This window comes from Allobranchiibius sp. GilTou73 (assembly GCF_021391335.1).
GTDB lineage: Bacteria > Actinomycetota > Actinomycetes > Actinomycetales > Dermatophilaceae > Allobranchiibius > Allobranchiibius huperziae.
In genome coordinates this window covers 1,931,469-1,943,293 of sequence record NZ_CP090051.1, presented here as the reverse complement: position 1 = coordinate 1,943,293, position 11,825 = coordinate 1,931,469, and the positions used below count along the sequence as shown (strand labels likewise).

The 11,825-nt window shown below is 69.1% G+C and carries 11 protein-coding genes; 8 read left to right on the top strand and 3 right to left on the bottom strand.

Going from position 1 to position 11,825, the window contains the following annotated elements; all coding sequences use genetic code 11:
• Positions 1-59 precede the first annotated feature (59 nt).
• Both LVQ62_RS09730 and LVQ62_RS09725 read left to right on the top strand, forming a co-directional pair.
• Positions 60-992 carry an endonuclease domain-containing protein gene (locus LVQ62_RS09730; protein ID WP_233761208.1) on the top strand — a complete coding sequence of 311 codons (933 nt, stop codon included), beginning with the start codon at positions 60-62 and terminating at the stop codon, positions 990-992.
• Between the two features lie 146 nt (positions 993-1,138).
• Complete coding sequence (locus LVQ62_RS09725; protein WP_233761207.1) at positions 1,139-1,765, top strand: class I SAM-dependent methyltransferase; 627 nt, start codon at positions 1,139-1,141, stop codon at positions 1,763-1,765.
• On the opposite strand, the gene dapF is transcribed toward LVQ62_RS09725, so the two are convergent.
• Both dapF and miaA read right to left on the bottom strand, forming a co-directional pair.
• Complete coding sequence (dapF, locus tag LVQ62_RS09720; RefSeq protein ID WP_233761206.1) at positions 1,749-2,609, bottom strand: diaminopimelate epimerase; 861 nt, start codon at positions 2,607-2,609, stop codon at positions 1,749-1,751. The two genes, LVQ62_RS09725 and dapF, sit on opposite strands and share 17 nt — an antisense overlap.
• An 11-nt stretch (positions 2,610-2,620) precedes the next feature.
• Positions 2,621-3,544, bottom strand: a complete 924-nt coding sequence (gene miaA, locus LVQ62_RS09715) for a tRNA (adenosine(37)-N6)-dimethylallyltransferase MiaA (protein ID WP_233761204.1) — start codon at positions 3,542-3,544, stop codon at positions 2,621-2,623.
• A 192-nt stretch (positions 3,545-3,736) separates the two neighbouring features.
• Between miaA and LVQ62_RS09710 the strand changes: the two genes are divergently transcribed.
• The 5 genes from LVQ62_RS09710 to LVQ62_RS09690 are packed head-to-tail and all read left to right on the top strand — an operon-like array spanning position 3,737 to position 9,092.
• Positions 3,737-4,999, top strand: coding sequence for an NAD(P)/FAD-dependent oxidoreductase (locus LVQ62_RS09710; protein ID WP_233761202.1), 1,263 nt, complete (start codon positions 3,737-3,739; stop codon positions 4,997-4,999).
• Positions 4,996-5,745 (top strand): DUF1365 domain-containing protein, encoded by a 750-nt coding sequence (locus tag LVQ62_RS09705; RefSeq protein WP_233761200.1) that lies wholly within the window; start codon positions 4,996-4,998, stop codon positions 5,743-5,745. The genes LVQ62_RS09710 and LVQ62_RS09705 overlap by 4 nt, the downstream gene beginning before the upstream one ends.
• Complete coding sequence (locus tag LVQ62_RS09700) at positions 5,742-7,010, top strand: cyclopropane-fatty-acyl-phospholipid synthase family protein (protein WP_233761198.1); 1,269 nt, start codon at positions 5,742-5,744, stop codon at positions 7,008-7,010. The genes LVQ62_RS09705 and LVQ62_RS09700 overlap by 4 nt, the downstream gene beginning before the upstream one ends.
• A complete protein-coding gene (locus LVQ62_RS09695; RefSeq protein ID WP_233761196.1) occupies positions 7,007-8,317 on the top strand; it encodes a cyclopropane-fatty-acyl-phospholipid synthase family protein in 1,311 nt (436 codons plus the stop codon). Before LVQ62_RS09700 ends, LVQ62_RS09695 begins: the two co-directional genes overlap by 4 nt.
• A complete protein-coding gene (locus LVQ62_RS09690) occupies positions 8,310-9,092 on the top strand; it encodes a DUF1295 domain-containing protein (RefSeq protein WP_233761194.1) in 783 nt (260 codons plus the stop codon). Before LVQ62_RS09695 ends, LVQ62_RS09690 begins: the two co-directional genes overlap by 8 nt.
• Positions 9,093-9,164: 72 nt before the next feature.
• Here LVQ62_RS09690 and LVQ62_RS09685 read toward each other — a convergent pair whose 3' ends face one another.
• A complete protein-coding gene (locus tag LVQ62_RS09685; RefSeq protein WP_233761192.1) occupies positions 9,165-10,664 on the bottom strand; it encodes a DHA2 family efflux MFS transporter permease subunit in 1,500 nt (499 codons plus the stop codon).
• A gap of 131 nt (positions 10,665-10,795) precedes the next feature.
• Between LVQ62_RS09685 and LVQ62_RS09680 the strand changes: the two genes are divergently transcribed.
• Entirely contained in the window at positions 10,796-11,773 is a 978-nt protein-coding gene (locus tag LVQ62_RS09680) for an Lrp/AsnC family transcriptional regulator (protein WP_233761190.1), read from the top strand.
• Positions 11,774-11,825 lie beyond the last annotated feature (52 nt).

Sequence of the window (11,825 nt, the reverse complement as noted above, 5' to 3'; positions counted from 1 at the left end):
AGTCCCCGTGGGTTGTGGATAACCGTGGGCAGCCTCTCGGAGTCCTCGATGCTGTCCGGATGGCCGCCTTCGACAACGCCCGCGTGTTCATCGATCGCCGGACCGCGCGCACACGTGGTCTGCCGATGAAGGAGCTGCTCAGCACGCAGTACACCAGGGTGTTCTTCGACTGCTACGTGCCGGCAAGCACCCCCGTAACGCAGACACTTCTCGTTCAGGCGGCGCTCTTCTGCGCGCCCGAAGCCCTCGCGGCCAGCCACCACTCGGCCGCTCAGCTGTGGGGCGGCATAGTTCCGCGAGCGTCGGATGTGCACCTCGCCGTGACCACTGACGTTCGCACCAAACGCCGCGGGATCCGGACGCATCGCTACGACGTGAGCCCGCGGGTCATGCAGCGATCGGGTGTACCGACAACGACACCCGAGCAGACATTCGTGGATCTTGGCGCGTATCTCGAACTGGTGGATCTGGTGGTCCTCGGCGACTCGCTGATCAGGAAGCGACGAACCACGATCGATCGACTCTCCGCGGCCGCGTCGGTCGCATCGGGCAGGGGTTCTGTCACTGTTCGCCGAGCCGCGACGTGGGTGCGCGGGAGAGTGGATTCGCCAAACGAGACGAGGTTGAGGCTGTTGCTCGTCCTCGCCGGCCTCCCCGAGCCCGCGGTGAACACTGCGATCCGAGGGGCAGACGGTGAGATTCAGCGCAAGCTCGATCTCGCGTACGAGAGGGCGAGAATCGCCACCGAGTACGACGGCCGCCACCATATCGACCGGCAGGACCAGTGGCAGCGTGACCTTCTCCGCCGGGAGGAGTTGGAGGGGCAGGGGTGGAGGTTCGTCGTCATCACCGCGGACGACCTGTACTCACATCCCGATCGGGTACTCACGCGGGTGACGACGGCGATGCGCACGCAGGGAATGCGGGTACCTCGCCTGTCCACCGCCTGGTGCACCTATTTCCATCAGCCGTCCGCAAGCTCAGTGGCCTGACGCGGGCCACGCTTCGGCCCGCTCAGCCCCAAACGCGCCGCCCAGCCCGTACGCCCGCTCGCGTTTCTGCCCGCTCAGCCCGAAACGCAGGTTGTGCGAGTGGACGGCGCACGACCCGCGCGCCGGGAGGTGGGTAGCGTGCTCGCGTGGCGGACTCCGAGGAACATCAGCACTACTTCACCGCGCAGCCCGCGAGCGACGCGGACCGTCGCACGATCAACATCCCGCTGGCCGGGACGACGTACGCCGTGCAGGTCGCCCGCGGCGTCTTCTCCCCCGACCGCATCGACCAGGGCACATCGGTGCTGCTGCGGCACGCTCCGCAGCCGCCGACCACCGGCACGTTCCTCGATCTCGGGTGCGGCTGGGGACCCGTCGCGCTGACTATGGCCCTGCGCTCGCCGCAGGCGAGCGTCTACGCCGTCGACGTCAACGAACGCGCGCTCGACCTGACCCGTCGAAACGCCTCGGCGGTCGGGGCCGACGGCGTACGCGCGAAGCTCCCCGACGGCGTACCCGCCGACGTCCGCTTCGACCTGATCTGGTCCAACCCGCCCATCCGGGTCGGCAAGCCGGCGTTGCACGACCTGCTCCGCACCTGGTTGCCGCGGCTGAGCGCGTCGGGCGAGGCCTATCTCGTGGTCCAGCGCAACCTCGGCTCGGACTCCCTGCACCGGTGGTCGAGCGAGGAGTTCGCCGCGCAGGGGCTCGTGACCACCCGGCACACGAGCGAGAAGGGCTACCGCATCCTGCAGGTCAGCCGGGCAGGCTGACCCGGCCGTCGGCGACCAGCGCGGCGGGACCGGACAACGAGACCCGGTCGCCGTCGATCAGGACGCCGAGGCGCCCACCGGGCACGTCGACCATCCACTGGAGCTGGTCTGGCGACTGTCCGCTCCACCACCAGGTCGCCAGAGCGGCGGCCGCCGCTCCGGTGCCGCAGCTGAGCGTCTCCCCCACCCCGCGTTCGAAGACCCGCATGCTGATGTGCCCGGGCCCGTGCGCGCGGACGAACTCCACGTTCGTGCCGTCGAACGGTCGCGGGTCGACGTGCGGTGCCCGTTGCAGGTCCAGGGTGCCGAGATCCATCGACGGCGGCAGCGCGACGACGGTGTGCGGGTTGCCGAGATCGAGGCTGAGCGCGGGCAGCGCGTCGGGCGCGCCGACGACCTGGACGACCGCGTCCATCCCCCGCTCGGCGGCCTCGTCCGCCCGCGACAACCTCCACGGCCCGAGGTCCGTGCTGTAGCCGTCGCCCACCAGGTCGATGCGCTTGACGCCCGCACGGGTGCCGATCTCGAACGACGGACCGCTCGCCAGTCCGTGCTCCACGAGGTAGCGGGCGAAGACCCGCGTGCCGTTGCCGCACATCTCGGCGGCCGATCCGTCGGCGTTGTAGTAGTCCATGAACCACAGCTGCGGGTCGATGTCCGCGGGAGCATCGGCGACCGACTCGGTGCGGGTCACCCGGATCACGCCGTCCCCGCCGATCCCCGCGTGCCGATCGGCGAGGAAGCCGACGTCGGCGGCGGTCAGCGACAGCGCACCGTCGAGGTCGGCCACCAGCACGAAGTCGTTCATCGTGCCGTGGCCTTTGACGAAGTCGACGGTGGGCATGCGTGCCATTGTCACGGACGCGCCGCACAGATCAGCGCCAATGCGCGATCGGTGAGATCCGGGTCGTCGTGATCGAGCCAGGTGATCCTGGGATCGGCCTTGAACCATGCGACCTGTCGGCGTGCGAATCGCCTTGTGGCGAGGGCAGTCTCGTCGATCGCCTGATCCCGGGTCAGATCACCGTCGAGCTGCCCCAGTGCCTGCGCGTACCCGATCGCCCGGCTGGCCGTCCGTCCGTCGCGCAGCCCTTGACCATCCAGTCGGCGCACCTCGTCGAGCAACCCGTCTTCCCACATCTCACTTGCACGACGAGCGATGCGCTCGTGCAGGAGTGGTCGGTCCGCTCGCAGCCCCACCTGCACGGCCGGGCGGCGGTAGGTGCGCGTGGGCATGCTCGCGCTGAACGGGCGACCGGTCAGCTCGATGACCTCCAGGGCCCGGACGAGACGGCGTCCGTTGGCCGGTCCGATGGCACGCGCCGCCGCGGGGTCCTGCTCGCGCAGCTGTGCGTGGAGCGCATCGGGGCCCTCGGTCTCCAGGCGCTGCTCCCACGCGGCTCGCGCACCGGGGTCGGTCGGCGGTATCTCCAGTACGTCCAGAGCCGCCCGCGCGTAGAGGCCACTGCCGCCGACCAGGATCGGCGTACGCCCCCGCGCGCACACGTCGTCGATGGCGACGGTGACGCGTTCCTGGTACGCCGCGAGTGTGGACTCCTCGCGGACGTCCAGCACGTCCAGCAGATGGTGGGGGATGCCGCGTCGTTCGGCGACCGGCAGCTTGGCCGTGCCGATGTCCATGCCGCGGTAGAGCTGCGAGGCGTCGGCATTGACGATCTCGCCGTCGAGCGCCTCTGCCAGGTCCAGCCCGAGGTGGGACTTCCCGGTCGCCGTCGGCCCGACCACCGCGACGACGGTCGCCCGACCGCCCACATCCATGAGGGAAGTATCCAATGCCGTCGATGCGGTCCCCGGGCCGCGGCGAATGGACATCGTCACGCTCCGCTGCTCGGTCCGGGGACGACGCCGGCGCGCGGTGTGGCGTACGCCTCACCGCGACGCGTACCCATCCGTGATCTGGGTCGTCTCGAATCACACGTAGTTCAAGACGTCCACCACCGAGGAGCATCCATGTCACCGCGCAGGTACGCCGTGATCGGCAGCGGTGTGGCCGGACTGACGGCCGCGCACGTCCTTAGCAAGAGTGGCGACGTGAGCCTGTACGAGGCCGACGAGCGACCCGGTGGTCACGCACATACCCACGACGTGCCGCTCCCCGACGGCAGCACCATCGCCGTCGACAGCGGGTTCATCGTGCACAACGACCGCACCTACCCCACACTGCAGCGACTCTTCCGCGAGCTCGACGTGCCCACTCAGCCGACCGACATGAGCATGTCGGTCTACGTGCCGCAGACCGGCTTCCAGTACGCCGGGGGCAAGGGCCTGAGCGGCATCCTGGCGGACGCCCACACGACGACCCGTCCCGGTTTCTGCCGCATGCTGATCGACGTCAAACGCTTCCACCGCCGCGCTCGTGCCCTGCTCGACGGTCCGGAGCAGGATGATGTGACCATGCAGGACTGGCTCGGTGAGACGACCTACGGTCGCGACTTCACCGAGAACTTCATCCGCCCGGTGATCGCTGCGGTCTGGTCGTGCCCGCCCGACATGGCACTGCACTACCCCGCGCGATCCCTGCTGCAGTTCCTGGACCACCACGGCATGCTCACCGTCAGCGGATCGCCGACCTGGCGCACGGTGACCGGCGGGTCGCGTGTCTACGTCGAGCGCGTCGTCGCAGGTCTGCACCGCACCCTGCTCAACACCCCCGTCGCATCGGTGCGCAAGCTTGCCGATGGCGTGGAGGTCGGCGATTTCGCCGGCAGTCGGGAGGTATACGACGGAGTGGTGATCGCAACACATCCCCACCAGGCGCTCGCGATGCTGGCGCAGCCCACGGCCGCCGAGGAGCGCGTGTTCAGCGCGATGCCCTATTCGGTCAATACCGCCCAGCTGCACACCGATTCGTCCGTCCTGCCGAGCAACCCGCGCGCTTGGGGCTCGTGGAACTACCTGTCGCCCGAGGACGAGGACGGGGTCGTCGTCACCTACGACCTCACCCGACTGATGCGGCTGCCCAGCCCGGACGGCACTCGGATGCTCGTCACGCTGGGCGGCGAGCACCGTGTGGACAAGCGCACGGTGATCGCGCAGATGACCTACGAGCACCCGCTCTACACGCTGGGTTCGCTGCGTGCGCAGCGCGAGTTGCCCTCGCTCTCCGACGACCGGGTCGCCTTCGCCGGCGCCTACCACGGGTCGGGCTTCCACGAGGACGGGGCGCTCTCCGGACTGCAAGCGGCGACGCGCCTCGGTGGGACGTGGGAGTGAGCCCGCACCCGACGGCCACCGCCTATCTGACACGGGTACGCCACCAGCGCACCTCCCCGATCAAGCATGGATTCAGTTATCCCGGCATCAGCTATCTTGTCGACCTCGACAAGCTCGGCAGCTCCGAACGTCCGGCCGAACTCCCTTGGTGGGCCAGCGCGTTCACCCGCTTCAAGGCCTCGGACCATCTCGGTGACCCGAGCTGTTCATGGCGAGACAATGTGACGACGTACGCCGCAACGCATGGAATCGATCTCGACGGCGGCACGGTGCGCGTCCTCACGGGAGCTCGCTCCCTCGGATACGTCTTCAACCCCGTCAGCGTCTACTGGTGCCGGGATCGGCGCGGCGCGCTCGCCTGCGTCATCGCCGAGGTGCACAACACCTACGGCGAGCGACACGCCTACCTGGTGCGTCCCGATGAGAGCGGCCGCGCTCGGGTGGGCAAGGAGTTCTACGTGTCCCCGTTCAATGACACCGACGGTGAATACACGATGTCCCTGCCCGAGCCGGACGATGATTTCGCCGTCGCGATCACCTTGCGCCGCACCGGGGAACGGCCCTTCGCGACCACCTGGACCGGCCGTCGAATTCGCGGTCGCGGCGAGACGCTGAAAGCTGCCGTCGCCACTCCTCTAGCCTCATACCTCGTCACCACGCTGATCCACCTGCACGGAGTGCGATTGTGGTCGCGGCGGCTCCCGATCCAACCACGACCACAGCACGCGCCCCAGGAGGCAGTATGACCGCCCTGTCCGACCCCTCGACCACGGGGATCGATCCGATCCGGTGGCCTGATGTCGTGCGAATCCCCCGCAGTTTCAAGGCAAGTGCGGCCGAGAGCGTCACGCGCGGCCTGTTCCGTCGGGCGGTCGCGCGACTGGCGATCCGCGTGGTCATGCCGGATGGGACCACCCTCGGCGGGTGCGCCGACGATCCCGCGGCGCCGACCATGCACGTGCACAACCCGCGCGCCTTGATGCGCCGGATCGGCGCTGGCGGCCTGATCGGGTTCGGCGAGTCGTATCTGGCCCGTGAGTGGGACAGCGAGGATCTCGCCGGGCTCATCGCGGCGTTCGCCGGCGGCATCGACCACCTGGTGCCGACGTCGTTGAAGCGGATGCGATCGGCGTACCTAACGCGCAAGCCTCTCTCCGACAAGCCGTCGACGGCGAACTCGCGCAGCAACGTCGAGCGGCACTACGACCTCTCGAACGACATGTTCGCGACGTTCCTCGACCCGTCGATGACGTACTCCGCCGCGCTCATCGAAGGACCGGTCGACGCCGACTCGCTCGAGCTGGCGCAGCACCGCAAGATCGACCGGATGCTCGACCAGGCCGGCGTCGGCGAAGGCAGCCGGGTGCTCGAGATCGGTACGGGTTGGGGCGAACTCGCCCTGCGGGCCGCAGCACGCGGGGCTCATGTCGACTCCGTCACGCTGTCCAGCGAGCAGCTCGCCTGGGCGCAGGGGAAGATCGACAACGCGGGCTTCGGGGCGCGCGTCGACCTGGCGCTGCGGGACTACCGCGACACCCTCGGCCAGTACGACGCGGTGCTCTCGGTGGAGATGATCGAAGCGGTGGGTCTGGAGTACCTCGACACCTACTTCGCCAAGATCGCGCAGGTGCTCGCACCCGAGGGGACGGCGGTCATCCAGGCCATCACCATGCCGCACCATCGGGTGCTCGAGACCAGGAACACCTACACCTGGATCCACAAGTACATCTTCCCGGGCGGCGCGCTGGCATCGGTCGAGATGCTGCGCGATACCGCAGCGCGACAAGGGCTTTCGCTGGGTGATGACCTTCCGATGGGTCAGAGCTACGCCGAGACGCTGCGGATCTGGGCAGAGACCTTCGACGCCTCCCACGAGCGTCTCGAACAGCTGGGTTTCGACGAGACCTTCCGCCGGATGTGGCGGTTCTACCTGCGCTACAGCGAGGGCGGGTTCCGCGCGGACTACCTCGACGTGCATCAGCTGACCTTCACCAAGGGCGCAGCAGCATGAACTCGGACGTCGCGGGCCGTATCGCCGCCCTGGTCGCACCGCTGTCCGGGGGCGAGCTTCCCGTGCGGTTGACCGCGTGGGACGGCAGTGCCTCCGGCCCCCTGGACGCGCCCCACGTGACGTTGGCCAGCCCCCGCGCGATTCGCCGACTGCTCTGGCATCCGGGCGAACTCGGCGCGGCACAGGCGTACGTCACCGGGGAGCTCGATGTCGAGGGCGACCTGGTCGAGGGCCTCTCCCGGGTGCGGGCGACGCTCGCAGCCCGCGGGGTCACCGCCAAGCGTCCCTCCGCGCGGATGCTCGCCGATGCGACCCGACTGGCACGCGAGTTCGGTGTGCTGGGTCGGCCCCTGCCTGCGCCGAAGACGCAGATCGCCGTCCGTGGACGGTTGCACTCCGTCAGCCGGGACCGCGACGTCATCCACAACCACTACGACCTGTCCAACGACTTCTACTCCCTCATCCTCGATGACCACATGGCGTACTCCAGCGCCTATGTCACCGGCGCTGACCTGAACGGCGAGGAATCGCAGGACTATTCGCTCGAGGATGCTCAGCGCGACAAGCTGGACCTGGTGTGCCGCAAGGCGGGGCTCGATGCCCGTCGCGGCATGCGATTCCTCGACATCGGCTGCGGGTGGGGCTCGCTCTCGCTGCATGCCGCCGCGGCGTACGGCGCGCAGGTCACCGGCGTGACGATCTCCAAGGAGCAGAAGGCGTTCATCGACGCACGCGTCGCCGAGCGGGGCCTGGGCGACCTGGTGGAGATCCGTCTGCAGGACTACCGGGAGATCGCCGACGAGCCGTTCGACGCGGTGGCTTCGCTGGAGATGGGCGAACATGTCGGCGAACGCAACTACGCGGCGTACGCGGACACGCTCGCGCGGTGCGCCTCCGACGATGCACACGTGGTGATCCAGCAGATGTCCCGACACGACGAGCACCCCGGCGGCGGGCCGTTCATCGAGGCGTTCATCGCGCCCGACATGACGATGCGCCCGGTGGGTCAGACGGTCGCCTTCCTCGAGCGGGCCGGCCTAGAGGTGCGCGACGTGCATGCCATGCGCGAGCACTACGTGTGGACGGTGCGCGCCTGGCAGCGTCGGTTCGACGCCGCCAAGGACCAGCTCGTCAAGCTCGTCGGCGACGAGGTCGTGCGGGTCTGGGAGCTCTACCTTGCGGGCGGGCTGCTGGCGTTCCAGGAGGGGCGGATGGGCGTCGATCAGATCACCGCCGTACGCCGCAGGTCCGGCATGAGCGCACTGCCCGCCGTACGTCCGGCGAGCTGGAGCGACCCGCGTGGCTGATTTCCTGCTCGTCTCCGGCGTCAGCCTCCTGCTGCTGGCGGTCCTGCAGGCCGTGACGTTCTTCGTCGGCCGCGCCAAGGGCCGCTACAACGTCGTCGACGTCATCTGGGGATCGGGGCTCGCCCTCGTCGCGCTCGTGGCGCTGGCGCTGGGCACGGGCGGCGTCGCTCGACGGATCACACTGGCCGTGCTGGTGATCGGCTGGGGTGCGCGGCTGTCGTACCACATCTGGAAGCGAAGCCGCGGCGGCGAGGAGGATCCTCGCTACGCCGAGTTGCTCGAGGGCAAGGGCACCGGGGCCATCATCGGGCGCATCTTCGTGACCCAGTGGATCGCGCAGTGGTTCATCTCGCTGCCGGTGCAGGTCGCCGGGGCCACCCACGATCCGCGCGGCATCTGGTGGGTCATCGCGGTCGTCGGAGCCCTGGTGACGGTGTTCGGCATCGCCTTCGAGGCCATCGGCGACGCGCAGATGAGCACGTTCAAGGCGGACCCTGCGAACAAGGGCACGATCATGGACCGCGGCCTGTGGGGCTGGACGCGGCATCCGAACTACTTCGGTGACGCCTGCGTCTGGGTGGGCGCCTACCTCGTCTCCGCGTCGGTGTGGCCAGGGGTGCTCACGGTGCTCTCACCGGTCGCCATGGTGTTCTTCCTCGTCGTCGCCACGGGCGCGCGACGCCTGGAGAAGTCGATGGCGCAGCGCGAGGGCTACCGCGACTACCAGGAGCGCACCAGCTTCTTCGTGCCCACGCCCCCCGGCAAGCACACCTGACCCCAACTCGTTTTTGGACATGCGCACCGGGGCATATCTGCCCCGGTGCGCATGTCCGAATGTCTGCGCGATTCAGGAGCGGGCAAAGGTCGACTCGTCGGGCACGTGCGCCGGACGTCGGGTGCGCACCAGCCACCCGGCGCCCACGGCTGCCACGAGCGCGACGGCCCCTGACACGACATATGCCAGCGTGAGACCTGCAGCGAACGCCTCCTGCAGCGCTCGCGCAAGATCCGCGTGCCGGCTGAGCACCGCCCCGGCGCCGCCCCCGATCACCCGGCTCGCGGTGCGGGCCGGGTCCGTTACGCCGTCGCCGCGCAGAGTTGAGGTGGCTGCCGCGGCTGCGAGGTTGCCGAGCACCGCGATGCCCAGAGCCTGACCGAGCTGACGCGCAGTGTTGATCGCCCCCGACGCGACGCCTGCTCGGTCGTCGCCGACGTCCGACGTCGCGGCGGCGGCCATGACCGGCACCGACACCCCGCACCCGATCCCGATCAGGGCGAGGCCGGGAAGCAGCGAGGGCCAGTTCGCGTCGATCGAGATGAGCACCGCGCTGAGCAGACCGCCGGCACCGATGAGCCCGAGCCCGCCGCCGATCGCGAGGCCACGCGGCACCTGCTGCATGAACCGACCGGACAGGGGCGAGAGCGTTGCGGAGAAGACGGGTAGTGGCAGGCAGACCAGGCCGGCCTGGATGGGTGAGAGGCCGAGCATCGTCTGCGCCCAGATGACCGCGTAGGTGAGGGCGCCGAACCCGGCGAATGACAGCGCGAAGGCGGCCCCCACCGTGCCGCCGAACACGCGCCGGCCGAAGAGCGACAGGGTGATCATCGGCGCGGCCACCCGCGATTCGACGATGAGGAACGCGACAAAGGCGAGGACGGCCACGACGAGGCATCCGAGGACGACGGGGGATGCCCAACCGTCGTCGCCCGCGCGGGTGATCGCGAAGGTGAGCATGCCGGCCGCCACCGCGAAGACGAGCGTGCCCGCGACGTCGATGCGGCGGTGCCCACCCGCCTTCGGCGCCGTGATGACCGCCAGCGTCATCAGCACCGTCGCCACCCCGATCGGAGCATTGACCAGGAAGATCCAGCGCCAGGAGATCGTCTGCGTCAGCACGCCTCCCAGCACCGGGCCGACCGCAGATGCCGCGCCGCTCACCGCGCCCCAGACCCCGAACGCCGTGCCGCGATCGCGACCGGTATAGGCAGAGCTCAGCAGGCCGAAGGTGGTCGCGAACATCGCTGCACCACCGCCGCCCTGCAGTGCCCTGGCGGCGATCAACATCGCCGGATTGACAGCCGCTCCGCACACGCAGGACGCCACCGAGAAGACGACGAGCCCGAGGACGTACGTCCTGCGGTGGCCGAGCGCGTCTGCCAGCGAGCCGAAGCCGAGCAGCAATGCCGCCAGAACGAGCGCGTACGCGTCGATGACCCATTGCAGCGCGGCGAACGAACTGGACAGATCGGTGGCCATCGCCGGTAGTGCGACGTTCACGATCGTGACATCGATGAGCAGCATGAAGCTGCCCAGACAGATGGCGAGCAGTGGGAGCCACTTGCGCATGGGAAACTCCTTGATGGACGAAGGACGGGCCGCTTCCCACGGTGCTTCCAGCGCGAATTCAGCTCCAGCAAGTCGGCCTCGTCGCCACGAAAACTCTCTCCGGCGACCCACGGAGCTCGTAAGCTTCCAGGATGGGCTCGATCGAGCTACAGATCCTCCAGTGCCTGATCATCGACGGGCGGATGCCCCTGCGCCGCATCGGCGAGGTGGTCGGCGTCTCGGAGCAGACCGTCTCGCGTCGGTACCGGGCGATGCGCGATGCCGGGCAGATCCGGGTGCACGCGGTGCGCTCCGGTTTCACGGCAACGCGTCAGGCGTGGACGGTGCGGATCCAGAGCCGCCCCGACTCCGCCGAGGCGCTGGCGGATGCGCTGGCCAACCGCGACGACACCGGGTGGATCGCTCTGACCTCGGGCGGCAGCGAGGTCGTCTGCGCCACGAGCGGTCCGGTGGGCTCGAGTGGCGAAGGCGTGCTGCGCCGACTTCCGCACACCGGTGCAGTGCTCAACTTCTCGGCGCAGGCAATGCTCCGCGCGTTCGCCGGCGCGGTCGACGAATGGACGATGTTCGACACCGCGCTCACGACGCTGCAGGCCGCCGAACTGCGCGCGGCTGCGCGTCACCGACGGCACGCCGGGACCGAGCCCATCACCGATGCCGACGCCCCGTTGGTCGCCGCCCTCGCCCGCGACGGACGTGCCACCGCCGCCGACCTCGCTCGCGGGCTGGACTGGCCGGTGTCTCGTGTAGCGGGCCGGCTGGATGCATTGCTCGGAGGCGCGCTCTACGTGCTCACCGACCATCTTCCCGAGACCTTCGGCTATCACGCCTGCGCGATGATGTGCCTCACCGTCAGTCCCGGCCGCGTCGTCGACGTCTGCGAGACCCTCGCGGGGCATCGGCCGACGGGGTTCGTGACCGCCACGACGGGGTCAGCCAACGTGATGGCGACCGTCACCTGTCGTAGCCAGGACGACCTCTTCACCTACGTCACCGAACAGGTGGGCGCACTACCCGGAGTACTGCAGTTGGATCTACTGCCGTACCTGCGGCGGGTCAAACAGGGCGGCAGCCGGGTCGTCGACGGGCGCCTCGTCGCGCCGACGTGACGCGGTACGACGCGGTTTTGGACATGCACACCGGGGTGGATATGCCCCGGTG

Bases quoted from the DNA above. Each gene is read 5' to 3' on its own strand.
- LVQ62_RS09730 (WP_233761208.1), top strand. From the start codon at position 60: ATGGCCGCCTTCGACAACGCCCGCGTGTTCATCGATCGCCGGACCGCG.
- LVQ62_RS09685 (WP_233761192.1), bottom strand. From the start codon at position 10,664: ATGCGCAAGTGGCTCCCACTGCTCGCCATCTGTCTGGGCAGCTTCATG.
- miaA (WP_233761204.1), bottom strand. From the start codon at position 3,544: ATGGATGTGGGCGGTCGGGCGACCGTCGTCGCGGTGGTCGGGCCGACG.
- LVQ62_RS09700 (WP_233761198.1), top strand. From the start codon at position 5,742: ATGACCGCCCTGTCCGACCCCTCGACCACGGGGATCGATCCGATCCGG.
- LVQ62_RS09695 (WP_233761196.1), top strand. From the start codon at position 7,007: ATGAACTCGGACGTCGCGGGCCGTATCGCCGCCCTGGTCGCACCGCTG.
- LVQ62_RS09710 (WP_233761202.1), top strand. From the start codon at position 3,737: ATGTCACCGCGCAGGTACGCCGTGATCGGCAGCGGTGTGGCCGGACTG.
- dapF (WP_233761206.1), bottom strand. From the start codon at position 2,609: ATGCCCACCGTCGACTTCGTCAAAGGCCACGGCACGATGAACGACTTC.
- LVQ62_RS09680 (WP_233761190.1), top strand. From the start codon at position 10,796: ATGGGCTCGATCGAGCTACAGATCCTCCAGTGCCTGATCATCGACGGG.